Annotated in this window: 18 protein-coding genes, 1 tRNA gene and 1 pseudogene; 9 read left to right on the top strand and 11 right to left on the bottom strand. The window is 69.0% G+C overall.

Features of this window, described 5'->3' with window-relative positions; all coding sequences use genetic code 11:
- Positions 1-94: 94 nt before the first annotated feature.
- Positions 95-2,920, top strand: a complete 2,826-nt coding sequence (locus ACWEQQ_RS41895) for a DEAD/DEAH box helicase (RefSeq protein ID WP_452352141.1) — start codon at positions 95-97, stop codon at positions 2,918-2,920.
- Positions 2,917-3,687: an SWIM zinc finger family protein gene (locus ACWEQQ_RS41900; RefSeq protein WP_452352142.1), complete on the top strand. Its 771-nt coding sequence runs from the start codon at positions 2,917-2,919 to the stop codon at positions 3,685-3,687. The genes ACWEQQ_RS41895 and ACWEQQ_RS41900 overlap by 4 nt, the downstream gene beginning before the upstream one ends.
- Before the next feature lie 133 nt (positions 3,688-3,820).
- Here ACWEQQ_RS41900 and ACWEQQ_RS41905 read toward each other — a convergent pair whose 3' ends face one another.
- The 4 genes and pseudogenes from ACWEQQ_RS41905 to ACWEQQ_RS41920 form a co-directional block, all read right to left on the bottom strand.
- Positions 3,821-5,356 (bottom strand): flavin-containing monooxygenase, encoded by a 1,536-nt coding sequence (locus tag ACWEQQ_RS41905; RefSeq protein WP_452352143.1) that lies wholly within the window; start codon positions 5,354-5,356, stop codon positions 3,821-3,823.
- Positions 5,357-5,367: 11 nt separating this feature from the next.
- A pseudogene (locus ACWEQQ_RS41910) lies at positions 5,368-5,607 on the bottom strand (4-hydroxyacetophenone monooxygenase); the annotation flags it as partial.
- A gap of 518 nt (positions 5,608-6,125) precedes the next feature.
- Positions 6,126-7,049: a ferritin-like domain-containing protein gene (locus ACWEQQ_RS41915; protein ID WP_452352144.1), complete on the bottom strand. Its 924-nt coding sequence runs from the start codon at positions 7,047-7,049 to the stop codon at positions 6,126-6,128.
- A gap of 23 nt (positions 7,050-7,072) precedes the next feature.
- Positions 7,073-7,909, bottom strand: coding sequence for an SDR family NAD(P)-dependent oxidoreductase (locus ACWEQQ_RS41920; protein ID WP_452352145.1), 837 nt, complete (start codon positions 7,907-7,909; stop codon positions 7,073-7,075).
- 104 nt (positions 7,910-8,013) lie between these two features.
- On the opposite strand from ACWEQQ_RS41920, the gene ACWEQQ_RS41925 reads away from it, so the two are divergent.
- Positions 8,014-8,691, top strand: coding sequence for a TetR/AcrR family transcriptional regulator (locus tag ACWEQQ_RS41925; protein WP_379441199.1), 678 nt, complete (start codon positions 8,014-8,016; stop codon positions 8,689-8,691).
- Positions 8,692-8,694: 3 nt separating this feature from the next.
- On the opposite strand, the gene ACWEQQ_RS41930 is transcribed toward ACWEQQ_RS41925, so the two are convergent.
- From ACWEQQ_RS41930 to icmF, 4 genes are all read right to left on the bottom strand, one after another.
- The gene (locus tag ACWEQQ_RS41930; RefSeq protein ID WP_452352146.1) at positions 8,695-9,681 is read right to left on the bottom strand and encodes a methyltransferase; all 987 of its coding nucleotides are present in this window, start codon (positions 9,679-9,681) and stop codon (positions 8,695-8,697) included.
- 70 nt (positions 9,682-9,751) lie between these two features.
- The gene (locus tag ACWEQQ_RS41935) at positions 9,752-10,828 is read right to left on the bottom strand and encodes an amidohydrolase family protein (RefSeq protein ID WP_452352147.1); all 1,077 of its coding nucleotides are present in this window, start codon (positions 10,826-10,828) and stop codon (positions 9,752-9,754) included.
- Positions 10,829-11,043: 215 nt separating this feature from the next.
- On the bottom strand, positions 11,044-11,439 hold the full coding sequence (locus ACWEQQ_RS41940; protein WP_452352148.1) for a hypothetical protein: 396 nt from the start codon (positions 11,437-11,439) through the stop codon (positions 11,044-11,046).
- Positions 11,440-11,577: 138 nt separating this feature from the next.
- Positions 11,578-14,853, bottom strand: coding sequence for a fused isobutyryl-CoA mutase/GTPase IcmF (icmF, locus tag ACWEQQ_RS41945; RefSeq protein ID WP_452352149.1), 3,276 nt, complete (start codon positions 14,851-14,853; stop codon positions 11,578-11,580).
- Between the two features lie 195 nt (positions 14,854-15,048).
- Here icmF and ACWEQQ_RS41950 point away from each other — a divergent pair, with 195 nt between their 5' ends.
- The 5 genes from ACWEQQ_RS41950 (at position 15,049) to ACWEQQ_RS41970 (ending at position 20,609) form a co-directional block, all read left to right on the top strand.
- A complete protein-coding gene (locus ACWEQQ_RS41950; protein ID WP_452352150.1) occupies positions 15,049-16,584 on the top strand; it encodes a CoA-acylating methylmalonate-semialdehyde dehydrogenase in 1,536 nt (511 codons plus the stop codon).
- 4 nt (positions 16,585-16,588) lie between these two features.
- The gene (locus ACWEQQ_RS41955) at positions 16,589-17,728 is read left to right on the top strand and encodes an acyl-CoA dehydrogenase family protein (protein ID WP_452344149.1); all 1,140 of its coding nucleotides are present in this window, start codon (positions 16,589-16,591) and stop codon (positions 17,726-17,728) included.
- A gap of 71 nt (positions 17,729-17,799) precedes the next feature.
- Complete coding sequence (locus ACWEQQ_RS41960) at positions 17,800-18,915, top strand: enoyl-CoA hydratase/isomerase family protein (RefSeq protein WP_452352151.1); 1,116 nt, start codon at positions 17,800-17,802, stop codon at positions 18,913-18,915.
- An 18-nt stretch (positions 18,916-18,933) separates the two neighbouring features.
- A complete protein-coding gene (mmsB, locus tag ACWEQQ_RS41965) occupies positions 18,934-19,836 on the top strand; it encodes a 3-hydroxyisobutyrate dehydrogenase (RefSeq protein WP_452352152.1) in 903 nt (300 codons plus the stop codon).
- Entirely contained in the window at positions 19,833-20,609 is a 777-nt protein-coding gene (locus tag ACWEQQ_RS41970; RefSeq protein ID WP_452352153.1) for an enoyl-CoA hydratase, read from the top strand. Before mmsB ends, ACWEQQ_RS41970 begins: the two co-directional genes overlap by 4 nt.
- A 177-nt stretch (positions 20,610-20,786) precedes the next feature.
- Here ACWEQQ_RS41970 and ACWEQQ_RS41975 read toward each other — a convergent pair whose 3' ends face one another.
- Together ACWEQQ_RS41975 and ACWEQQ_RS41980 are read right to left on the bottom strand one after the other, a co-directional pair.
- Positions 20,787-21,842, bottom strand: a complete 1,056-nt coding sequence (locus ACWEQQ_RS41975) for an Hsp70 family protein (RefSeq protein WP_452352154.1) — start codon at positions 21,840-21,842, stop codon at positions 20,787-20,789.
- A gap of 76 nt (positions 21,843-21,918) precedes the next feature.
- Positions 21,919-22,461, bottom strand: coding sequence for a MarR family winged helix-turn-helix transcriptional regulator (locus ACWEQQ_RS41980; RefSeq protein ID WP_364623257.1), 543 nt, complete (start codon positions 22,459-22,461; stop codon positions 21,919-21,921).
- Between the two features lie 127 nt (positions 22,462-22,588).
- On the opposite strand from ACWEQQ_RS41980, the gene ACWEQQ_RS41985 reads away from it, so the two are divergent.
- Positions 22,589-22,663, top strand: a tRNA-Cys gene (locus ACWEQQ_RS41985).
- A 41-nt stretch (positions 22,664-22,704) separates the two neighbouring features.
- On the opposite strand, the gene ACWEQQ_RS41990 is transcribed toward ACWEQQ_RS41985, so the two are convergent.
- Entirely contained in the window at positions 22,705-24,111 is a 1,407-nt protein-coding gene (locus ACWEQQ_RS41990; RefSeq protein WP_452352155.1) for a metallophosphoesterase, read from the bottom strand.
- Position 24,112: the final 1 nt, after the last annotated feature.

Raw genomic sequence — 24,112 nt, forward strand, 5'->3', positions numbered from 1 at the left:
CGGTGACCTGCGGATTTATCCAGTATGTTCCGTATCCGATCAGAAATAAAGAGGGGCCGGCCGGCTTGTCGGGGGTGACTGATTGGATGGGCGGATGTTGCACGGGCTGTGGTCGCCGGGGTCCGGGTTGGTGCTGTGGCACGACCCGGGCGAGGACACGGCCGGGTATGCGGAGGGTTTGCCGGAACCGCTCGGTTCGATCGTGCGCGGGGCGAAGTGGCGGCATCGGGCGCAGGCGCTGGTGAGGGGGGAGTACGGGCCGGAGCAGACGCAGGTGCGGGCGCATGCGCTGGCACCGGAGACCGCTGCCCGGGTCCTGTCGCAGGAACTACCGGCGGGGGCGGTGGCGGGGGATCTGCGGTTTCTCGGGCATGTGGCGCGCGGGGTGCTGCGGTGGGTGCGGGCGGGGCGGGTGGTGCCGGAGGTGCGGCGGGACGACGGGGAGTGGTGGGTGCGGTGGCGGCTGGTGGGCGGACAGCGGCAGCGGGCCTGGCTGGCGGAGCTCGCGGTGGCCATGCCGGGTGCGTTGCAGGTGGCCGGGCGGCCTGCCGAGGTGCTGGAGAACCTTGTCGGTGAGTTGGCCGATCCCCTCCTGCGCCTGCACATTCCGGAGCGGCCGGATCGGGAATCGGGGTCGCATCCGCTGCTGACCGCGCTGGTCGCGGCGACGCCGCTGGAGACCGGATCGCATCGAGTGGCCTCGGTGCTGGACGACTGGCGGACCAGTCTCACCGCCGACGAGCCGGAGCTGGTGCTGCGGCTGCTGGAACCGGACGGTGAGGAACCGGGCGAACTGTGGCGGCTCGAGGTCTGCCTGCGCGAGGAAGGGGAGGCGCCGCAACCGGTGCTGCTGCCGGGGGATCCGCAGCTCATGCGGATTGCGGGGGAGAAGCTGGCGGCCGCCAAGCAGGCGTATCCGCGCCTGCGCGATCTGCCCGGCGATGCCCGCAGCATGGACCTGTTCCTGCCCACCGAGGTGGTGATGGATCTGGTCGCGCACGGGGCGAACGCGCTGCGGTCGGCCGGGGTGCGGCTCATGCTGCCGCGGGCCTGGCGGGTGGCCGCGCCCGCCATGAAACTGCGGGTGCAGAGCCCGGCCGCCACCGAAACCGCCGTCGGGCTCAAGGGTTTGGTGTCCTTCCGCTGGGAGCTGGCGCTGGGCGACACCGTGCTGACGCCCGCCGAGATGTCGCGGCTGGTGGACGCGAAATCGGATCTGGTGCGGCTGCGCGGGGAGTGGGTGCAGGCCGATCACCGCATGCTGGCCGCGGCCGCCGACTACGTCTCGGGCCGCGCCGACGAGACCGAGACCACCGTCGGCGGCCTGTTCGCCGAGCTGTCCGCGCATCCGGTGATCGGGGTGCCGCTGGAGGAGGTCACCGCGACCGGCTGGGCCGCGGAGCTTTTCGACGGTGAGCGGTCGGTCGAGCCCGTCCCGGATCCGGTCGGGCTGAAGGCTCAGCTGCGGCCGTATCAGCAGCGCGGCCTGACCTGGCTGGCGGCCATGAGCCGGCTCGGATGCGGGGCGATCCTCGCCGACGACATGGGTCTCGGCAAGACCGTACAGGTGCTGGCCCTGCTGGTGCACGAGCGTGAAACAGCCGCTGCCGCAAGTGAATCGGAGGCTATCGGGCCCACCTTGCTGGTGTGCCCGATGTCGGTGGTGGGCAACTGGCAGCGGGAGGCCGAACGCTTCGCCCCGGATCTCCGGGTGCTGGTGCACCACGGCGCCGGGCGGCGCTCGGGCGCGGAATTGGCTGTGGCGGTGACGGATTCGGATCTGGTGGTCACCACCTACGCGCTGCTGGCCCGGGATGTCGAGGACCTGAAGCGCCAGGACTGGCAGCGGGTGGTGCTCGACGAGGCGCAGCACATCAAGAACGCCGGGACCCGGCAGGCGCGCGCGGCACGGCTGGTGCCGGCCCGACACCGCCTGGCGCTCACCGGAACCCCGGTGGAGAACCGGCTCGAGGAGCTGCGCTCGATCCTGGATTTCGCCAATCCCAAGCTGCTGGGCAAGGCCTCCGAGTTCCATGCCCGCTTCGCGGTGCCGATCGAGCGCGAGCACGACGAGAACGCCGTCACCCGTCTACGCGCCATCACCTCGCCGTTCGTGCTGCGCCGGGTCAAGACCGATCCGGCGGTGATCTCGGATCTGCCGGAGAAGATCGAGATGACGGTGCGGGCCAACCTCACCGTGGAGCAGGCGGCGCTGTATCAGGCGGTGCTGGACGATATGTCGGCCAAGCTGAAGGCGGCCGAGGGCATGGAGCGCAAGGGCGCGGTGCTGGCCGCACTGACCCGGCTCAAACAGGTGTGCAACCATCCCGCGCATTTCCTCAGCGACGGGTCGGCGCTGCTGCGCCGGGGGCATCATCGGTCCGGGAAGCTGGCGCTGGTGGAGGACATTCTGGAGTCGGCGATCGCCGACGGGGAGCGGGCGCTGCTGTTCACCCAGTTCGCGGAGTTCGGAAACCTGCTGGCGCCCTTCCTGTCCGAGCGTTTCGGGGCGGAGGTGCCGTTCCTGCACGGCGGGGTGAGCAAGCAGCGCCGCGACGACATGGTCACTCGCTTCCAGGAGGAGGACGGCGCGCCGCTCATGCTGCTGTCGCTCAAGGCGGGCGGCACCGGCCTCAACCTGACCGCCGCCAATCACGTGGTGCACCTGGACCGCTGGTGGAATCCGGCGGTGGAGAACCAGGCCACCGACCGCGCCTTCCGCATCGGCCAGCGCCGTGATGTCCAGGTGCGCAAGCTGGTCTGCGTCGACACCATCGAGGAGCGCGTCGACGACATGCTGAAGGGCAAGAGTCAGCTCGCCGACCTCACCGTGGGCACCGGCGAGAACTGGATCACCGAACTCGGCGACGACGAATTGCGGGAACTGTTCGCTCTGGGATCGGAGGCGGTCGGCGAATGAGCAATGTCATCGACTTCAGCGAGTACGGCAAACGCCGCCCGGTCCGCGGCGGGGTGCAGCCGCGCAGCCGCCGGGGCACCGCGTTCGCCCGGACCTGGTGGGGCCGTTCGTTTCTGGAGGCGGTCGAGGGCGTCGCGGACGCCGGTCGCCTCGCCCGCGGCCGTTCCTACGCCCGCACCGGTCAGGTGGTGAACTACCGCCTGGAGCCCGGCCTGGTGAGCGCGGAAGTACAGGGCAGCCAACCCCGCCCGTTCATCTCGGTGCTGACCCTGCGGCAGTTGCGCGAGGACCGCCTCGACGAGCTGGTGGACCTGGTCCGCGCCACCCCCGGCATGCTGGGTGAGATCGCCGCGGGCACCCTGCCCCAGGCCCTCGGCCCGCTGCTGCTCCCCACCACGGTGTCGGAGCTGGACTTCTCGTGCAGCTGCCCCGATTCCGGCTGGCCCTGCAAGCATGCCGCCGCCGTCTGCTACGTCATCGCCGAACGCCTCGACGAGCGCCCGAGCGAACTGCTCACCCTGCGCGGCGTCGAACTCGACGCCCTCATCGGCAGCGTCCAGCGCGCCGATCCGCCCGCCGAATCCACCGACCTCTACGGCGACGACACGGCGCTCCCCGCCCTCCCCAAGCCCGAATTCCGCCCGGCCCCGGACGATCTCGACGCCGTCCTGCTCCGCCAGGCTCTGCGCATGACGGCCGAGGACGAGCAGTCCGTCGCCGCCGGTCTACGCGAACTCCGCGCCCTCTACCGCGCCCTCGACACCTGATCGCCTGATTCGCGGCCTGTTTCATCAGTAGCTGCGGACAACTCGAATCCCACAGTGGCCCAGCCGCTCCCGGACCGCTGGGAGTCAGTGCGGGTGCACGTCGGCCGTGGCCCCGCCGCTGCAGCGCTGACGGTCAGGCCGTGGCGGTGCGGGCGGCGGGACGGCCCGTCGTGCGGAGTTCGTCCAGGGACTCGAAATGGTAGTCGCGCAGGTCGAAATGGGCGGCGCGCCAGGCGGCTTCGGGGGTGCTCATGGCGCGCAGCGGGACGTCGCCGTTCTTGTCGAAGTAGTAGGAGTTGGCCAGGGTGCAGCTGTCCTGCCAGAAGACCTGGGTGCCGCGGCGGGCGAGCATTTCCTGGAAGTAGCGCTCGTTGGCCTCGGGGGTGACCTCGATGCGGGTGGCGGCGCGGCGGCGGGCATTGCGGAGCAGGCGCAGGATGTGGGTGGTCTGCATCTCGATGAGGGTGAAGTAGGACGCGCCGTTGTAGCCGTAGGGGCCGATGATGGTGAAGAAGTTGGGGAAGCCGGGCACACTGACCCCCTCGTAGGCCTGCAGGCGGTGAGTGTCCCACCAGTCCTCGAGGCGCAGGCCGCCGCTGCCGTGCAGGTCGAAGGTGGGCATATTGCCGGACTCCATGACCTTGAAGCCGGTGGCCAGGATGAGCACGTCGACCTGGTGGTGGCGGCCGGTGGTGCGCAGTCCGGTGGCGGTGATCTCGGTGATGGGATCGGTCTCCAGCGTGACGTTCTCGCGGTTGAAGGTCTTCAGGTAGTCGTTGGAGAACGACGGGCGCTTGCAGCCCAGCGCGTATTTCGGCGTGAGCTGCTCCCGGACGACCGGGTCCTGCACCTGGTCGCGCAGGTGGGCCAGCCCGGTGCGCTCGCCGAGCTTCACCATGGGCAGCACCTTGTAGTAGTGCGCCGAGAGCGGGAAGGTCAGCTCGACGAATGCCTGGCTGAGCCAGCGGGTGAGGAACTGCCCGCCGGGCAGCCGCATCAGGGCGCGCACCGGCGGCGGCAGGGGCGCGTCGGGCCGGGGCAGGCACCAGATCGGAGTGCGCTGGAAGACAACGAGTTCCGACACCTCCGGGGCGATCTCGGGAATGATCTGGATGGCCGAGGCTCCGGTGCCGATGATGCCGACCCGCTTGCCGCGCAGATCGATCCCGTGATCCCAGCGCGCGGTGTGCATGGTCTCGCCCCGGAACCGGTCCGCGCCGGGGATATCGGGCAGTTTGGGCCGGGTCAGCACCCCGGTCGCGCCGATCAGGAAGCGGCAGGTGAGCTCGTCGCCGTCGGTGGTGCGTACCCGCCACAGGTGCAGCACATCGTCGAAGTCGGCGCGGGCGATGGTGGTGCCGAACCGGATCCGCGGCCGCAGCCCGTATTTCTCGACGCAATGCTCGGCGTACGCCTTCAACTCCCGTCCGGGCGCGTACACCCGCGACCAGGAGCGCTGCTGCTCGAACGAGTACTGGTAGCTGAACGACGGAATGTCCACGGCGATACCGGGATAGGTGTTCCAGTGCCAGGTGCCGCCCACCCCGTCCGCCTCGTCGATCATGACGAAATCGTCGAAACCGGCCTGGTGCAGCGCGATCGCGGTCCCGATTCCCGAGAATCCCGCGCCCACGATGACGATCTCGTGGTCCACGACGGTCTTTGTCACGATGCGTCCTCCGCGTAGATGATGCAGTCCACCCGATGCTCGACCCCGTCCACGGTGCGAATCCCGAGCGGCGCGAGCCGGGCGATGGGCCAGCTGATGAGCCGGCAGTTCCGCTGCCGCAGGGCCCGGTAGTAGCGACTGTGCACCCGCACCGCGGCGGGCCGATCCGGCGTCAGCTGCCGCCGCTGCCACGAATCCCCGACCTGCGCACGCAGATTCGCCGCGGCCGCCCGCCGCAGCGCCTGCTGAGCGCACCAGCGCAGGACGCCCAGCCCTGAGACGCCCAGCGCGCTCAGGACGGGCCTCGGAGCTCCACTGGCAACCTCCCTGGATCGGGGATGCGGTCGACCGTCTGCGCGCGGCGCTCGTGTTGGACCGCGTTCCTCTGCAACCTTGTCGGCCGGCGCGGTGCTGTCTCCCTGGCGCCCGGCCCCACGCTCGTCCTGGCGTGCCGGATCTCCGGGCAACGGCGGCGCGGAGTCGCTGGGCAGCAGTCCCAATGCATCGGCGGGCAACTGGCGCAACAGAATTCCCACGCCGGGCACGGATGGGGTGGGCAGAATCCAGATCGGATCGTGCTGGAACACGGTTACCCTGCGCGCCTGGGCGACGATCGGCGGCACCACCCGGGCCAGTGCGGCGCCGCTGCCGATGACCGCGACGTGCAGGCGGTCCAGCTCGTGCTGGTCACGCCAGTGGGTGCAGTGAATCCGGGGGCCGGTGTAGGCGTCGCGGGCTCTGCCCGGGTCGCTCCGGCGGATCGGGGCGGTCATTTCGCCACCGGCTCGTAGGTCAGGGCCTTGGACCAGGAGGGGGTGTGGCGCAGGACGCGCACGGGAAAGTGATCGATGGCCTTGTTCAGGGCATCGTTGATGCCCTGGATCGGCTGCCAGTGGTTGATGGTGGCCATGCCGTGCAGCCGGACCACGTGGTAGAGCGGCATGCGCTTGATGTCCGGGCTGCGCTCACCGGCTTTCTCATAGCGCCGCACGGCATTCCAGAGCTTCTCCTCGTCCAGCCCCATCGCCATGATGTTGGCGGACATGCGGGACAGCAGTGGCGTGTACAGCAGCGCGCCGAGCAGGAAGGTGGGGCGCAGCGCGAAACCCGCTGTCTCGATGGCTATTCGCCGCAGCGGCCCCGCACCCAGCTGCTCGAGCACCTGGAACCCCACCGCCAGATGCCGGGACTCGTCGCTGTTGATGTGCCGGAACACCTCGTGGCACAGCGGATCCCGCACCTCGTCGAGCAGGAACTTCACCAGTGCCCCGTCCAGCGCGCACTCCAGCGAGGGGATCACGGTGCCGAGCACCGGCAGGGACAGATCGTCCCCGTACCGGTCCAGCCATTCGATGACGAGCCGGATGTTCTTGTTGGGCAGCGGCATCGCGTCCCCGTCGAGCATGCCCCAGCGCCGCATCAGGGCCAGTTCGGCATTGGCGTGCTTCTGCTCCTCGGCGTGGAAGTACCGGTAGATCTCCTTGAGCGGCCCGTCGGGCGCGCGCAGCGTGAGCGCCGCGAACCCGCGGGCGCCGACGTGCTCGATCCACACCAGATCGGCCATGAAGGCCGCGAGCGCGGGTCGCTGCTCATCGGTGATGAGCTCGGCTCCCGGTGCGTCCCAGTCGAGATCGGCCAGCGCCCACTGCCGATCCTGGACGACACCGAGCATGTCGGAATACGCGAACGCCATTGTTCAACTCCTTGCCGCTGTGGCTACCGCACCAGCCGCTCCAGCAATCCGGCGGCGCGGGTGTAGGTCTCGGGCAGCAGTCGCTTGGACTGCCAGATCGCCTTGGCCTCGAGCTGTGGGACCACGTACAGCTGACCGTGATCCACCGCGTCGAGGGTGGCGCGGGCGATGGACGCGGGCGGGCGACCGGTCCAGCGGAGGAGGCGGTCGCCCCAGAGCTGGATGGTCTCGTCGCCGATCTCCACACCTTCCAGAATGTTGGTCCGCACCCCGGTGGGGCACAGCACGGTGACGGTGACGCCGGTGCCGGACAGTTCCGCGGCCAGCGTTTCCGACAGCGCCAGCACCCCGGCCTTGCTCACGTTGTAGGCGCCCATGCGCGGCGCGGACCCGAAGGCGGCCGCGGAGGCCACGTTCACGATCGAGCCGTGCCCGCTCGCGCGCAGCCGGGGCGCGAAGACGTGGCAGCCGTGGATGACGCCCCACAGATTGACGTCGAGCACCTGATGCCATTCCTCGGGCGGGGTGTCGCCGATGAGCGTGCCGCCGCGCCCGATGCCGGCATTGTTGACCACCAGATCCGGGCTCTTGCCGAACCATTCCTCGGCGGTGTTCGCCAGCACGGTCACCTGGTCCAGGCTGCTCACGTCGCAGACGGTGTCGAAGGCCTTTCCCCCGGTGTCGCCGATCATTTCGGCGGTGTCGCGGGCGCGCCCGGCGTCGATGTCGGAGCAGACCACCCGCCCGCCGCGCTTGCCGATCTCGATCGCGAAGGCGCGGCCGATGCCGCTGCCCGCGCCGGTCACCACCGCGTCCGCCTGCTGGGTGCGGCGGGGTCCGCCGAAGGGGTTGAGTCGCATGGGAACTCCCGGGGCCGTGCCGTCCGGGCAGTCAATTGGTGGCGTGTGCCACCACTGGCCGCACCTGCCACCAATTAGGCTCCCGGTGCGCTATTTTGTCAACTATGGACGTGCCCGCACCGGCAGCCGCCGACGTGTCCCCGGGGCCCGCGCCGACCCGGCGCGGCGGCACCTGGGGCGGCCGCACCCAGGAGGAACGCCGCGCCGAGCGCCGCGAGCGGCTGATCGCGGCGGCGCTGGACATCTGGCTCGAAAACGGCTGGGCCGCAGTGACCATGCGCGGCGTGTGCACCCGCGCGGGCCTCAATGATCGCTACTTCTACGAGCACTTCGCCGATCGCGACCAACTGCTGGGCGCGGTCTGGGACGAGGTCGGATTCCAGGTGCTGGCGGAACTCTCAGCGGTGGTCGCCGAGAACCTCGAGCATCCGGCGCTGGGCATTCTGCGCCTGGCCATCGCCCGCGCGGTCGCCCTGCAGTCGGAGGGCCCGGCGCGCATCCTGTTCGGCGATCATGCCGGCAGCCGCATCCTCGAGGAGCGCCGCACCGCCATGCTCACCGAGGCCACCGACCTGCTGATCGCCACCGCCCGCCCCTACCTGCGGCCCGGTGTCGACGAATCCGACCTGCGCATGGGCGTTCTCATGGGCATCGGCGGTTTCATCGAACTCCTGACCGCCTGGCGCACGGGCGCCATCGACGCCGACGCCACCCGCATCGTCGACCACGTCAGCCGCACCGCCGATCTACTCGGCGCGCAGTACCTCGCTCTGCCGGGTTAGCGGCTACTTCACCGCCCAGACCATGGACTCCGGCCCGGCGAGGTGTTCGGTCTGCGGGTCGCGGAAACCGGTGTCGGCCAGCCAGGTTCGCAGGTCCGCGGCGGTGTAGTCGAAGCCGCCGGGTGTCTCGATGAGCATGTTGAGGCTCATCAGCAGACCGGAGAGATTGGTGCGGCGGTCGTCGTCGATGAGCGACTCGTAGACGAGGATGGCGCCGCCGTCGGGGAGGGCGCGGTGGGCCTTCTCCAGCAGCATGAGCTTGGTGGGCAGGTCCCAGTCGTGCAGGATGTGGCCGAAGACCAGGACATCGGCCTCGGGCAGCTCATCGCTGAAGAAGTCGCCGGCCTGGAAGATGGCCCGATCCGCCACCGGCGCACTGTATTCGGTGAAGATCGGCTCCACCGCCGCCAGGTCGTAGCCGATGCCGTGCAGGTGCGGATTGGTCTCCAGGACGGTGCGCAGCAGCGCGCCCTGGGCGGTGCCGATATCGGCCATCGACTTCCAGCGATGCCACGGGAACACCTCGGCGAGGGCGTGCGCACTGGGCAGCGACAGCCCCGTCATGGCGCGCTGAAAGTCGTAGAGCCGCTGCGGATCCCGGTAGAGCGTGGTGAAGAAGTCGCCGCCGTCGCGGGCCTCGTTCTGCGGCTGCCCGGTGCGCAGGCCCTCGGTGAGCCGGCCCCAGAACGGGTAGAGCCGGGCCGCGGCCATCTCCAGGAAGCCGCCGATGTACTCGCTCCCGGTGCTGTCCAGATAGGTGGCGGTGTCAGCGGTATTGGCGTACCGATCGTCGGTGCGCCGCAGCATCTCCATGGCCACCAGCGCGTCGAAGAAGTCACGGGCGGACCGCGGATGCAGGCCCAGTTCGCGCTGTAGCTGTTCGGCGGTCAGTTGCCGATGCCCGAGCACCGTGAACACGCCGAGTTCGACTGCGCTGAGCAAGGTCCGGGACTCCCAGAAACCCATTCCGATCCGCAGGATCCGTTCCATGGCGCATCACGATAGCCACAGCGACCCTCCGGCAAAGGCAGACGCGGCAAATCCGTCCCGGGGAGTGGGCTCAGCGCAGGTCGATCCCGTACACCCGTTCGGCATTGCGGCGGAAGATCTGCTCGATGGCCTTGTCGTCGGCCCCGTGCCCGGCCAGCGCGCCGGCCACCGCCTGCGCGGCATTCGGGATGCTCGTAATCGGCTTGTCCACCGGGAAATTCGAGCCCCAGATGAGCCGATCGGCCCCGAACACGTCGAGCGCGTGCTCCAGCATCGGCGAAATCCGTTCCAGCAGTACCGGAACCGGGGTCGGCTGACCCCGCCGCGGCACCGGATGCCCGAGGATCGGCATCATCAGGCCGCTCACCTTGGCCACCACATTGGCGTGCTGGGCGAGCGCGGTGAGGTCGTCGCGCCAGCGCACGAACAGCTCACGCCGCTGCCCGGGATTGCGCCCGGAGTTCCGCCCGACCGGCCCGAAAATGCCTGCGGGCGTGGCGAGATGGTTGAGCACGATGGTGGTGCCGGGATAGCGCTCGGCCAGCGCGGCCACCTCGGGCAGCTGTCCCGAGTACACCCACGCCTCGAACGCGAGCTCGCGGTCGGCGAGCGCGCCGAAGCCGTCCAGGAAGGCGGGGGAGGTGAGCAGGCCCGGTGTCTTGCAGGTCGCGCGCACGTCCGGGTCCGGGTGGTATTCGACGCGGGCGCGAATGCCCCGGAACAGCGGCGAGGCGGCCCGGTGCGCGTCGAGCAGTTCGGCGAACTCGGCGGCGGTGGGGTCGCCCGCGCCCATGATCGCCCCGAGCGCGGGGGTGTCCACGCCGAAGGGCAGGCTGCTCACCCATCGGGTTTCGTCGGCGGGCCCGAGCGGACCCTTGCCGACCCACTCCACCTCGATGTGCACGATGGCCTCGACCGGCACGTCTCCCGCGTCTTCCTGGTAGTCGCGCGGCAGGTACGGATGGATGACAGGTGTTGGATCCCCGACGAATTCGCGGTCGCGCCGCGGCGCCAGCCGTTTCGCCAGATCGATCGGCACCGGCACATAGCGGAACAGCTTCGCCAGCCCGCTGAACTCACGTGGCGTGGTGAGCGGATCCCACTGGTGAATGTGGGCGTCCACGACAGTCATTCCCGCGAGGTCCATGAGGTCCCTTCCGTCTGGGTCAGCCTGTTCGGATTGTTCCACGCCCATCCGTTCGAGCTCGCGTGTTCGGACATCGAAGCACGCCACGTCCTCGCCGCCCCGGAGACACCGCCGCGGTCGTCGCCCGGCCGGTATCCCGGCGGGTCGGTAGACGACTGTGCCGCGCCCGGCGAGGTGGGCGCGGCACAGTTGTTGTGCGGTGGTGCGATTCGCGGTTACGGCAGCACCTGCGGGATGATGCTGGGGTCGAGGATGCCGACCAGGGCGCCGATGCCGCCGCCGATCAGGGCGCCGAGGGCCGAGCCGCCGATCATGCCGGGGACGGAGCCGACGACCGATCCGAGGGCCGCGCCGCCCGCACTGCCGGTGAGCGCGCCCGCGGCCGCGCCGTTCACGGCCGGGTCGGGGAACTGGGCATTCGGGTCGGTGGTCACCGGGGCCAACGGGACGCCGTCGGTGACCGGGGTGGCCTGGACCGGCTGTACCGCCGGGGCCGGCGCGCTGTCCGGCGCTGCCGCCGAGGCCACGCCCGCGAACAGGGTGGCGGCGGCCGCGACGGGCAGTGCGACGGCGATCAGTCTGGCGGTGGTTCTCCGGGTGGTGTGACGCATCATGGTCTTCCTGTCCTCCCCGACCCCGATTCCCCGATCTGAATCGAATGTCAGCTGTGATCGAACCGAATGATTCAGATATAGCTGAGAAATTGCTATCGATCGGAAATCGGCACGCGGCAGAATCGGACGTTTTAATCAGACATTGCGCCGGTACTGGCCGCCCACCGTGAAGAAGGTGTCCGTGACCTGCTGGAGTGTGCACACTCGCGCGGCATCCATCAGCACCTCGAAAACATTCTCGTCGCTCGCCGCGGCGGCCGCGAGCCGGGCCAGCGCCGCCGGCGCCGCATCCCGGTGCCGATCGGTGAATTCGCGGACTCGTTGCAGCTGAGACTGCTTTTCCGCCTCGGTGCCGCGGGCCAGTTCCAGTACCCGAGGCGCTTCCTCGTGCCCATTGCGGAAGGTATTGACCCCGATGATGGGCAGGCTGCCGTCGTGCTTGCGGCGCTCGTAGAGCATGGACTCGTCCTGGATCCGCCCGCGCTGATAGCCGGTCTCCATGGCCCCGAGCACCCCGCCGCGCTCGCTGATCCGCTCGAACTCGCGCAGCACCGCCTCCTCCACCAGATCGGTCAGCTCGTCGATGATGAAGCTGCCCTGCAGCGGGTTCTCGTTCATCGCGAGCCCCCACTCCCGGTTGATGATGAGCTGGATGGCCAGCGCCCGGCGCACCGATTCCGCGGTCGGCGTGGTGACCGCCTCGTCGTAGGCATTGGTGTGCAGGCTGTTGCAGTTGTCGTACACCGCGATGAGCGCCTGCAGTGTGGTGCGAATGTCGTTGAAGCTCATCTCCTGTGCATGCAGTGACCGCCCGGAGGTCTGCACGTGGTACTTCAGCTTCTGCGACCGCTCGTTGGCCCCGTACCGGTCGCGCATGGCGATCGCCCAGATGCGCCGCGCCACCCGGCCGATCACCGAGTACTCGGCGTCCATGCCATTGGAGAAGAAGAACGACAGGTTGGGCGCGAAGTCGTCGATGTCCATGCCCCGCGCGAGATACGCCTCCACATAGGTGAAGCCGTTGGCCAGCGTGAAGGCCAGCTGGCTGATCGGGTTCGCCCCGGCCTCGGCGATGTGATAGCCGGAGATGGACACCGAGTAGAAGTTGCGAACGCCGTTGCGCACGAACCACTCCTGGATGTCGGCCATCATGCGCAGGCTGAACTCGGTGGAGAAGATACAGGTGTTCTGGCCCTGGTCCTCCTTGAGGATGTCGGCCTGCACAGTGCCGCGCACCGTGGCCAGGGTGCGAGCGCGCAGGCCGGCCGCCTCGTCGGGGGTGGGCTCGCGGCCCTGCTCGGCCGCGAACTCCGCCACTGCCTGATCGATGGCGGCATTGAGGAAGTAGGCCAGAATCGTCGGCGCGGGACCGTTGATGGTCATGGACACCGAGGTGGCGGGCGCGTCGAGGTCGAAGCCGTCGTAGAGCGCCTTCATATCGTCGAGGGTGGCGATGGACACCCCGGAGGTGCCGACCTTGCCGTAGATGTCCGGCCGCTCGGCCGGGTCGTGCCCGTACAGCGTGACCGAGTCGAACGCGGTCGAAAGCCGTTTGGCCTCGGCGTGTTCGGAGAGCACCTTGAACCGGCGGTTGGTGCGGAAGGCATCGCCCTCGCCCGCGAACATGCGTGCCGGATCCTCGTTGTCCCGCTTGAACGGGAACACCCCGGCCGTGAACGGGAAGCGTCCCGGCAGGTTTTCCGAGCGCAGGAACCGCAGCAGCTCTCCGTGATCGGTGAAGCGGGGGAGCGCCACCCGGGGAATCGAACTGCCGGACAAGGTCTCCCGGCGCAGTGCCGTCCGCAGCTCCCGATCGCGGACCCGCACCACCTGTTCGTCGCCCCGGTACGATTCCGCGACTGCGGGCCATTCCGCCAGCAGCGCAGCGGTTTCCGGCGTCTGGCCGGCGCGAGCCTGCGCGAGTAGCCCGCGCAGCACCTCTCCGGCGGCATCGGAGGCGACGGCATCGCTGGTGGTCGCGCTCGCCGGGGCGGCCGGGAGCGCGCCGTCGCCCGGCAGCTCGGCGAGTACCTGCTCCAGGCGCTGGATACGCCGCGCGGCTTCCATCTCGCGCGCGGTGCCGGCATGGTAATCCCGCACGGCTTCCGCGATTTCGGCCAGATAGCGCACGCGGGCGGGCGGAATGATCTGGGCGAAGCGGGTGGAGGTGCGGGTGGCCACTCGCGGCAGCACGCCTTCCTGCAAGGGCAGCCCCTGCTCGGCGAGCAATCCGCTCAGGTGCTGGTAGAGCGCCGTCACCCCGTCATCGTTGAAGGTCGCCGCGCTGGTGCCGAAGACCGGCATGTCCTCGGGCGTGGCGTGGAACTCCTCCCGATTCCGCACCAGCTGCCGCGACACATCGCGCAACGCGTCCTCGGCCCCGCGCCGCTCGAACTTGTTGATGGCCACCACATCCGCGTAATCGAGCATGTCGATCTTCTCGAGCTGGGAGGCCGCGCCGAACTCCGGCGTCATCACGTACAGCGACACGTCCACGTGCTCGGCGATGGCCGCGTCACCCTGGCCGATGCCGGGCGTCTCCAGGATCACCAGATCGAATCCCGCTGCCTTGCAGGCGATCACCATGGTGTCGATATCGTGCGGCAGTTCCCGCTCGCCCCGGGTGGCCAGCGACCGGAAGTAGACCCGTTCGCCGTCGAGGGCGTTCATCCGGATCCGGTCGCCCAGCAGCGCACCCCCGCCGCGCCGCCGGGTCGGGTCCACCGCCAGCACCGCGACCCGCAGCTTGTCCTGCTGATCGGTGCGCAACCGCCGCACGAGTTCGTCTGTGAGCGAGGACTTTCCGGATCCGCCGGTGCCGGTGATGCCCAGCACGGGCACATGCCGCACCGCCGCCGCGGCCGTCAGCGCCGCTCGGTCCGCCTCCGGCAGCGTCCCCTGCTGCAGGCAGGTGAGGGTCCGCGCCAGCGCCGCCCGATCCCCGCTCAGCACCGCTTCCACCGCCGCGGGCGTGTGGGAAAGATCCACGTCGCAAGCCGAAATCAGGTGGTTGATCATCCCCGGCAGCCCGAGCCGCTGCCCGTCCTCCGGCGAGAAGATGGTCACCCCCGACTCGGCCAGCCGCGCGATCTCCTCGGGAATGATCACCCCGCCGCCCCCGCCGAAGATCTTCACGTGCTCGGCCCCGGCCTCTTTCAAGGCCTGCGCCAGGTACTCGAAGTACTCGATGTGCCCGCCCTGATACGAGCTGACCGCGACGCCCTGCACGTCCTCGGTGACGGCCGCGTCCACGACCTCGCGCACGGCCCGGTTGTGCCCCAGATGAATCACCTCGGCTCCCTGGGCCTGCAGGATTCTTCGCATGATGTTGATGGCCGCGTCATGGCCGTCGAACAGCGCCGCTGCGGTCACGAACCGCACTGGGTGGGCCGGAACATGCAGGTCGGACATGAGACGTCCTTTGCGCGAGATTCTATCGATATCTAAATAGTAGGACGTCAAAACAACCTTGGAGTGATTTCCGGCACATCGCCATGGTTACGCCCATCCGCCTGTGAGCTATCGCACATCCAATACTCGGATGTCCAACTATATGATTGCCACGTACCGCGCGACTGCGCGATCGGAGACACAGACAGGACTGGCATGGTTCGCGAACTCACCCACTTCATCGGCGGGCAGCACGTGCCCGGCGCCTCCGGCAAGTTCGGCGACGTCTTCAATCCCAGTACGGGGCAGGTGCAGGCACGGGTGCCGCTGGCGACCAAGTCCGAGGTCGAAGCCGTTATCGCCAATGCGGCCGAGGCGCAGCGAGGCTGGGCTGCCACCAACCCGCAGAAGCGGGCGCGCGTGCTCATGAAGTTCCTGGCCCTGGTGCAGGACGAGATGGACTCGCTGGCGGCGCTGTTGTCCTCCGAGCACGGCAAGACCATTCCCGACGCCAAGGGTGACATCCAGCGCGGGCTCGAGGTCATCGAATTCGCGGTCGGCATTCCCCACCTGCTCAAGGGCGAGTACACCGAGAGCGCCGGCACCGGCATCGATGTGTACTCCATGCGGCAGCCGCTCGGCGTGGTCGCGGGCATCACTCCATTCAACTTCCCGGCCATGATCCCGCTGTGGAAGGCCGGACCCGCGATCGCGTGCGGTAACGCGTTCGTGCTCAAGCCTTCCGAGCGCGACCCCTCTGTGCCGCTGCGGCTGGCCGAGCTGTTCCTCGAGGCCGGCCTGCCCGCGGGCGTCTTCAACGTCGTCAACGGCGACAAGGAGGCCGTGGACACGCTGCTGAACGACGAGCGCATCAAGGCAGTCGGCTTCGTCGGCTCCACCCCCATCGCGCAGTACATCTACGAGACCGCCACCGCCAACGGCAAGCGCGCGCAGTGCTTCGGCGGAGCCAAGAACCACGCCATCGTCATGCCGGACGCCGATCTGGACGATGTGGCCGACCAGCTGATCGGCGCTGGCTACGGCTCGGCCGGTGAGCGCTGCATGGCCATCTCGGTCGCGGTGCCGGTAGGCGAGGAGACCGCGGATCGGCTGCGCGCCAAGCTGATCGAGCGGATCGGCAAGCTCAATGTCGGGCTCTCCGACGACCCGGGCGTGGACTTCGGCCCGCTGGTCGGCCGCGACGGCGTTGACCGGGTGAACAACTACGTGCAGATCGGCGTCGACGAGGGCGCCGAGTTGGTCATCGACGGGCGTGGGCTGGTGGTCGAGGGCGGCGAGGACGGATTCTTCGCGGGCGCTTCGCTGTTCGACCAGGTCACCCCGGAGATGCGGATCTACCGGGAAGAGATCTTCGGCCCGGTGCTGATGCTGGTGCGCGCCAAGGACTACGAAGAGGCGCTGCGCCTGCCCAACGAGCACGAATACGGCAATGGCGTCGCCATTTTCACCCGCGACGGCGATACCGCCCGCGACTTCGCCTCCCGCGTGCAGGTCGGCATGGTCGGCATCAATGTGCCGATCCCGGTGCCGATCGCGTACCACACCTTCGGCGGCTGGAAGCGCTCCGGCTTCGGCGACCTCAATCAGCACGGCCCGGACTCGATCCGCTTCTATACCAAGACCAAGACGGTGACGCAGCGCTGGCCGGAAGGGCTGCGGAACGGAGCTGCGTTCGCGGGCGGCTCCGCCAGCTCCGCCGCCAACGCCTTCGTCATCCCGACCATGGACTGACCTGATGTTCGTACTTGACGAGGACGAGAAGGCGATCGTCGAGACCGCCCGCTCCTTCGCCGACGAGCTGCTCGCGCCCAATGCCCTGGAATGGGATGAGCGCAAGCACTTCCCGGTGGATGTGCTGCGCAAGGCGGGCTCGCTCGGCCTGGGCGGCATCTACGTGCGCGAGGACGTGGGCGGCTCGGAGCTGCGGCGGCTGGACGCCGTGCGCATCTTCGAGCAGCTGGCCACCGGCTGCCCGGCCGTGGCCGCCTACATCTCCATCCACAATATGGCCACGTGGATGATCGACACCTACGGCGATGCGGCGCAACGCAATCGGTGGCTGCCGGGGCTGAGCTCCATGGACCTGCTGGCCTCCTACGCGCTGACCGAGCCGGGCGTCGGCTCCGACGCGGCGGCGCTGAGCACCAAGGCCGTCCGTGACGGCGACGACTACCTGCTCACCGGCGTCAAACAGTTCATCTCCGGCGCGGGCAGCACCGACGTGTACGTGATCATGGCGCGCACCGGAAGCGAAGGGGCGCGCGGGATCTCGGCCTTCATCGTGCCGGCCGATACGCCCGGGCTGTCCTTCGGGGCCAACGAGAAGAAGATGGGCTGGAACGCGCAGCCCACCCGGCAGGTCATTCTCGACAATGCCCGGATCCCGGCGGCCAACCTGCTGGGCGAGGAGGGCAACGGCTTCCGCATCGCCATGAACGGGCTCAATGGCGGACGGTTGAACATCGCCGCCTGCTCCATGGGCGGGGCGCAGGCCGCGCTCGATCGGACCGTGGCCTATATGGCCCAGCGCAAGGCGTTCGGCTCGCGACTGCTGGACAACACCGCTCTGCAGTTCGAGCTGGCCGATATGCGCACCTCGCTGGAGGCCGCTCGCACCCTGCTGTGGCGGGCCGCGGCCGCGCTGGACGCCGACGCCCCCGACAAGGTGGAGCTGTGCGCCATGGCCAAGCGGTTCGCCACCGACGCCGGGTTCGAGGTGGCCAACAAGGCCCTGCAACTCCACGGTGGCTACGGTTACCTGGCCGAATACGGCATCGAGAAGATCGTCCGCGACCTGCGGGTGCATCAGATTCTCGAGGGCACGAACGAAATCATGCGGGTGGTCGTCGCCCGCTCGGTGGTAGGGGCGGCGTGAACGGTCAGGGTCCGGAGGCGGCAGCCTGCGTAACCACGGAGGACCCCCGTTCGCGCCAGAAAGGAAACAGCATGAGCGCTGAGGCATCGAAGAGCACGGTGCACGAACCCGAGGTGTTGATCGAGCGGCGCGACGGCCTCGGCCTGATCACGCTCAACCGGCCCCGGGCCATCAATGCGCTCAATCACCCGATGGCGCTGACCATCCTGGACGCGCTGCGGGCCTGGGCGGACGACGACGAGGTGCGCGCGGTCGTGCTCACCGGCGCGGGCGAGCGCGGGCTGTGCGCGGGCGGCGACATCGTCGCCATCCACAACGACGCCGAGCACGCTGTGGCCCAGGGTGATTCGCCCGAGGTGGCCGCGGATTCCCCGAGCGGCACGTTCTGGCGCGACGAGTACATCCTCAATGCCCTCATCGGCCGCTATCCGAAGCCGTATGTCGCGGTCATGGACGGCATCGTCATGGGCGGCGGTGTCGGCCTGTCCGGGCACGCCTCGCACCGCATCGTGACCGAGCGGTCCATGGTCGGCATGCCCGAGACCGGCATCGGCTTCATCCCGGACGTCGGCGGCACCTACCTGCTGGCGCACGCGCCCGGCGAGATCGGCACCCATGTCGCGCTCACCACCGCGCGCATGTCCGCCGGCGACGCCATCGCGGCCGGGTTCGCCGACTATTTCGTTCCGTCGGAACACATTCCGGCGCTGCTGGAGGCACTGACCACCGCCGAGGTCGACGTGGCCATCGCCAAGTTCGCACAGCCCGCACCGGTCTCGGAGTTCGTGGCACAGCAGGAGTGGATCGACTCCTGCTACAGCGCGGACACCGTCGAGGAGATCGTGCACCGGCTGCAGCTCGACGGCCGGGCCGAGGCCGCCAAGGCCGCCGCCGACGTGCTGTCGAAATCGCCGGTGGCGCTGAAGGCCACGCTGCGCTCGCTGCGCGATGCGCGCCGGGCCGCCGACCTCGAGACGGCGCTGAACCAGGAGTACCGGGTCTCCGTCGCCTCCCTGAACACCCACGACCTGGTGGAGGGCATCCGCGCCCAGGTCATCGACAAGGACCGCAACCCGCAGTGGTCGCCCGCCACCCTGGCGGACGTCACCGAGGCCGACGTGGACGCCTACTTCGGCGCGCTCGGCGATCGCGAATTGGGTTTGGCCGCACCTGTTTCAGGCGTATAGAGCATTGAAGGACGAGCAATGAGCACTAATACCAAGGTCGGGTTCCTGGGGCTGGGCCACATGGGCGGACCCATGGCCGCCAACCTGGTCGAGGCCGGATACGACGTCCTCGCCTTCGACCCGGTGCCCGCCTCACAGGATCAGGCCCGCCAGGACGGGGCGACCGTGGTCGCCACTGCCGCGGAAGCGGTTTCGGCCTCCGACATCGTGATCACCATGCTGCCCAACGGTCGCATCGTGCTCGACCTCTACGGCGAGATCCTCCCGGCCGCCAAGCCGGGCACCCTGTTCGTCGACTGCTCCACCATCGACGTCGCCGATGCCAAGCAGGCCGCGGAACTCGCTGCGGCAGCGGGACATCGGGCCCTGGACGCGCCGGTCTCCGGCGGCGTGGCGGGCGCGGCGGCGGGCACCCTCACCTTCATGGTGGGCGGTGCGGACGCCGACTTCGCCGACGCGCTGCCACTGCTGGAGGTGATGGGCGGCAAGGTCGTGCACTGCGGCGGCGCGGGCGTGGGTCAGGCTGCCAAGATCTGCAACAACATGCTGCTGGGCATCTCCATGATCGGCCTCTCGGAAGCCATTGTGCTGGGCGAGAAGCTGGGGCTCACCCACGACAAGTTCTTCGACGTGGTGTCCACCGCCTCGGGGCAGTCGTGGGCGCTGACCTCCTATTGCCCGGTGCCGGGACCGGTTCCGGCCAGCCCGGCCAACAATGACTACCGGCCCGGCTTCGCGACCGCGCTCATGTCCAAGGACCTGGGTCTCGCGGCGAACGCGCTGCGGGCCAATGGCGTCGACGGGCAGATCGGGCAGCTGGCGGCGGAGATCTACAGCCGCTTCAACCAGGAGGAAGCGGGCAAGGACTTCTCGGCTATCGTCACCGATATCCGCAAGCGATCGGGAGAGGAACCGGCGTGACAGACTTCGAGACCATTCTGCTGGAGCGCAAGGGGCGGGTCGCCCTCATCACGCTGAACCGGCCGAAGGCCCTCAACGCGCTGAACTCGCAGGTCCTGGCCGACATTTCGGCGGCGCTGGACGAGCTGGAGAACGACAACGAGGTCGGCGCGGTCGTGCTGACCGGGTCCGACCGGGCCTTCGCGGCCGGCGCGGACATCAAGGAGATGCAGTCCAAGTCCTATATGGACATGTTCCTGACCGACCACTTCGCCGGTTGGGACCGACTGGTCGCGTTCCGTAAGCCCATCATCGCCGCGGTCGCCGGCTACGCCCTCGGCGGCGGCTGCGAACTCGCCATGATGTGCGACATCCTGCTCGCCGCCGACACCGCCAAGTTCGGGCAGCCCGAGATCAAGCTCGGCGTGATCCCCGGCATGGGCGGCTCCCAGCGCCTCACCCGCGCCGTCGGCAAGGCCAAGGCCATGGACCTCATCCTCACCGGCCGCAATATGGACGCCGAGGAAGCCGAACGCGCGGGCCTGGTCTCGCGCATCGTGCCCGCCGCCGACCTGGTCGCCACCGCCATGGAGGTCGCCGAGACCATCGCGTCCATGTCGCTGCCGTCGGTCATGATCGCCAAGGAAGCGGTCGACCGCGCCTTCGAAACCACCCTCACCGAGGGCCTGCGCTTCGAGCGCCGTGTCTTCCACTCGCTCTTCGCGACCGAGGACCAGAAGGAAGGCATGGCCGCCTTCGTCGAGAAGCGCCCGGCGAACTTCACCAACAAGTAAGCGCCGCAACCCCTCTCGGAACTCTCGTGCCCCGCTGCCTCAAGGCAGCGGGGCACGGTGACGAGAGGGGGCGGGTATTGCTCGGCGGACCTCGTGCTCGAGGTTATCGGCGCGGGTGCTGGCGTCAGGCGTGTTCGGCGGACCTCGTGCTCGAGGTTATCGGCGCGGGCGCTGGCGTCAGCCGTGTTTCGGCGGGCCGACCACTTCGACGGTCGGGGGCTTGCCGTCGGGGTGTTCGCCGCCGTCGCGGTTCATGGCCAGCGCGCCGACGATGGTGCCGCCCAGGGTGGCGGTGACCGCCACTGCCGCAACGAGTTTGCGGCGGGAGACGGGGGAGTGGGCAGGGGTCTCGTGGGAGGTGGCGGCCTGGGGCAGGCGCACACTGCGGATGCTGCGGGCCGATGGCCGTTCGGCGGCCAGCAGGACCGCGCCGCGGGTGGAGACGAATTCGGGTTCGGGGTCGTAGATGAGCGGATAGCCCAGCTGCTGTTTCAGCTCGTCCCGGATGCTCTTGGTGCGGGTGCAGCCGCCCAGCAGCGCCATTCCGGCGGGCTGGATGCCGGTCTCGTCGATCATGTGGCGGACGAAGGACGCCGAGTGATGAATGCCCGCTTCGACCAGTTCGGCGAAATCACTGCGGGTTACCACGGTGCGCTGCCCGGTGATCGGGTCGCAGACGGCCAGGACGCGCTCGGAGGCCAGCGCCTCCTTCTGGCGGCGGGTGGTGGCCAGATCCACGGTGACCCCGGCGCGGGTGAGCAGCCAGCGCAACAGCGCGTCGTGGCCGTCACCACCCAGGACGGTGCTGCGCTTGGTGGCGAGGACGGCATCGTTGCGGCAGTCGATCTGAGTGAGGGTCAGTCCCGACGCGCCCAGGTCGTAGAGCAGGACCGAACCCTCGCTCGGTAGCTTCCGGGTGAATCGGAGATATCGGAGCTGGGCCACCGGCTCATCGATGACCGTGAGGCGGTTGCGGCCCGCGGCGGTGCGAATGGCCTCGGCGTGGGTGGCCGAGCGGCAGGTCACGGCGATGCCGGTAATGAATTCGTCGCGCTCGGCGGCCGACTTGCGCATCTGCTGGATGGCCTCGAAGACGGGGTCCTCCATACCGCGATCACCGGCCCGGCGCAGGACCTTGCAGCGGTCGATGGGAGGCAGGTGAGGCTGGTCGGAATGGGTGAGCATGGCACGTGCGCCAGCAGCGCCCGCCGACACCCCGAGGACCAGCACCATGCGCTCAATGGTGAACCTTTTGCGAGCCGAATCCAAGACTATGACGCAGGAAAATGGCTGCTGGGTCGCTGACCGGTTACTGACCGGCCCATAGTGTCGGCGAGCTACCCGGATCGAAGTCGCCGGCGCTCTGCCGGAACTCCGACAGCAATTGCAGCAGCAATTGCAATCGTTCCGGCGGCAGTCCGGCCTCGGCGAAAACTCGCCGGTTCAGCTCGGTGGTGGCCCTGGCCACCAATTCTCTTCCGGCATCGGTGATTTCGATGAGCGTCGCTCGCCGGTCACTGGGATGCGGCACACGCTTCACCAAGTGCGCCGCCTCCAGCCGGTCCACGGTGTTGGTGACGGAGGTGGGGTGCACCTGCAGGCGGGCGCTGGCCACCGCCATCGGCAGCGCGCCGGTTTTGCTGAAACTCAGCAGCATCAGTAACTCGTACCGGGAAAAGGTCAAACCGGACGGCCGCAGGGCTTCGTCCACCCGCGCCATCACGATCTGCTGCGCCCGCACCAGCGACGTCACCGCCGCCATTCCGTCGGCCACGTCCCCCCAGCCGTGCTCGGTCCACTGACGGTGCGCCTCCTCGATCGGGTCGAGTGGCAGTGGACGTGGTCGAGACATGACCCGATCATCGCACGTCGCGAACCGGTAGGTCGCAGCGCCGAGCCGATCCGCGGGGCGCATACGAATCACGGTGATTCAAACCCTCGGCCGCAGGCGCGATTCGCCGCACTATTGGGTACACCCTGCGGCTGTGTCCGAGTTGGTCAGGAGCAGGCCTGCAAAGCCTGTCACACGGGTTCGAGTCCCGTCGGTCGCTCCATCGGAGAACGCCTCCCATACATGCGGGAGGCGTTCTCGTATTCAGCTCGCGATCACGCCGGAGAGGTCGCGCGACACCACGAAATTGCGGTCGGCGGTCGTGCCCAGCGTGTATTCGGGCAGCAGACCGAAGTATTCGCCCCGCGACCGCGTGCTCCAGCGCCGCGCGGCTTCGGTGCGGGTCTTGTAGAAATTCAGCATGTAGCCGCCCTCGTAGAGGCGCAGCAGCGTGTAACCGCCCGGATATTCCTTGGCCGCCGCCACTTCCAGGAATTCCACCGGAATGGGCAGATCGGGCCGGGTACGGCGGTTGCGATGGGTGTGCCCCGCATGGTGCAGGAAGACGCCGGGCGCGGAGCGGTAGATCGATTGCAGCTCGGCGGCATTCGCGGCATCGAGAATGAAGCTCGGTCCGGCCAGATTGGACCAGCCGGACTCGGTGGTGATCGGGTGATGACCGAAAACGAGTGTGGGACGGTCCGGGTCGCCGGTGAGCCGGTCCCGCAGCTCGTCGAGCTGGGACCGGTCCACAGTGCCGCCCGGGGCGTCGAGCTGGGTGGTGTCCAGGGCGATCAGGCGCAGCTCGCCGACCTCGTAGGCCGCCAATTGCTGTCGGGCGGTGAAGGAATCACCCCAGCAGTCGTAGTGGTCGAGGTACGGGCTGCAGTCCGCGTAGTCCGAACCCAGGTGCGGGCGGTCGTGATTACCGCGAGCGGCGAACCAGTCCCGGCCCGGCGCACCCCAGTTCGCGAGGTGGGTGTGGACGCCGCGCACCTGGTCCGGGGTGGCCTCGGCGGTGAGGTCACCGGCGAGCAGCAGATGGTCGACGGCACGGTCGGGCCGGTGCATATCGTCGAGCAGCGCGGTCAGCATGACCTCGGGATACGGTGCGAGACCGGGCTCCTGGCGCACGCCGGGCGGCAGGCCCGCGGTGATGAGCCCGCTGACCTCCTCGCCGAAGTGAATGTCATTGGACAGGGCGAGGGTTCGCAGCAGCCGGCCCGGCGGCGGCACCAATGTGGCGAAGACCCCTTGCGCCTCCGGCGTATTCGGTTGGCGGGTGGCGACATTCAGCGCGGGTGCGGCCGCGATGCCCTGCGAACGCGCCTCGAACCGATAGGCGCGCCCGGGCTCCAGCCCAGTGACCTCGGCGTAGTGATAGGCGGTCGGCTGCGGGTCGCCGAAGACCTGCCGCAGCCCGGTCCCGTCCGCGGGGCCGAGCCAGACCTCGGTGCCGGTCTCCACCGGAACAGGGTTGCCGGCCGCGTCCGGGCCCAGCGTCGTCCAGGTGAAGACGGCCGACTGCTCGGTAATGGTGACGACCTCGAGATCGGTCGCCACCAGTGAACCCGGCTGTGCCCGAGCCGGACTCGGCGCCGCCAGCGGTAGGGCCGCGGCCGCCGCCAGCAGGCCCAGCAGCTGCCGGCGGTTCGGGCCGCAGCAGCTCATG

Source organism: Nocardia sp. NPDC004123 (assembly GCF_053603795.1).

Excerpts from the sequence above, each read along its gene's own strand:
- ACWEQQ_RS41895 (WP_452352141.1), top strand. The coding sequence starts at position 95 with ATGTTGCACGGGCTGTGGTCGCCGGGGTCCGGGTTGGTGCTGTGGCAC.
- ACWEQQ_RS41900 (WP_452352142.1), top strand. The coding sequence starts at position 2,917 with ATGAGCAATGTCATCGACTTCAGCGAGTACGGCAAACGCCGCCCGGTC.
- ACWEQQ_RS41915 (WP_452352144.1), bottom strand. The coding sequence starts at position 7,049 with ATGGCGTTCGCGTATTCCGACATGCTCGGTGTCGTCCAGGATCGGCAG.
- ACWEQQ_RS41920 (WP_452352145.1), bottom strand. The coding sequence starts at position 7,909 with ATGCGACTCAACCCCTTCGGCGGACCCCGCCGCACCCAGCAGGCGGAC.
- ACWEQQ_RS41925 (WP_379441199.1), top strand. The coding sequence starts at position 8,014 with ATGGACGTGCCCGCACCGGCAGCCGCCGACGTGTCCCCGGGGCCCGCG.
- ACWEQQ_RS41930 (WP_452352146.1), bottom strand. The coding sequence starts at position 9,681 with ATGGAACGGATCCTGCGGATCGGAATGGGTTTCTGGGAGTCCCGGACC.
- ACWEQQ_RS41935 (WP_452352147.1), bottom strand. The coding sequence starts at position 10,828 with ATGGACCTCGCGGGAATGACTGTCGTGGACGCCCACATTCACCAGTGG.
- ACWEQQ_RS41940 (WP_452352148.1), bottom strand. The coding sequence starts at position 11,439 with ATGCGTCACACCACCCGGAGAACCACCGCCAGACTGATCGCCGTCGCA.
- icmF (WP_452352149.1), bottom strand. The coding sequence starts at position 14,853 with ATGTCCGACCTGCATGTTCCGGCCCACCCAGTGCGGTTCGTGACCGCA.
- ACWEQQ_RS41950 (WP_452352150.1), top strand. The coding sequence starts at position 15,049 with ATGGTTCGCGAACTCACCCACTTCATCGGCGGGCAGCACGTGCCCGGC.
- ACWEQQ_RS41955 (WP_452344149.1), top strand. The coding sequence starts at position 16,589 with ATGTTCGTACTTGACGAGGACGAGAAGGCGATCGTCGAGACCGCCCGC.
- ACWEQQ_RS41960 (WP_452352151.1), top strand. The coding sequence starts at position 17,800 with ATGAGCGCTGAGGCATCGAAGAGCACGGTGCACGAACCCGAGGTGTTG.
- mmsB (WP_452352152.1), top strand. The coding sequence starts at position 18,934 with ATGAGCACTAATACCAAGGTCGGGTTCCTGGGGCTGGGCCACATGGGC.
- ACWEQQ_RS41975 (WP_452352154.1), bottom strand. The coding sequence starts at position 21,842 with ATGGTGCTGGTCCTCGGGGTGTCGGCGGGCGCTGCTGGCGCACGTGCC.
- ACWEQQ_RS41980 (WP_364623257.1), bottom strand. The coding sequence starts at position 22,461 with ATGTCTCGACCACGTCCACTGCCACTCGACCCGATCGAGGAGGCGCAC.
- ACWEQQ_RS41990 (WP_452352155.1), bottom strand. The coding sequence starts at position 24,111 with ATGAGCTGCTGCGGCCCGAACCGCCGGCAGCTGCTGGGCCTGCTGGCG.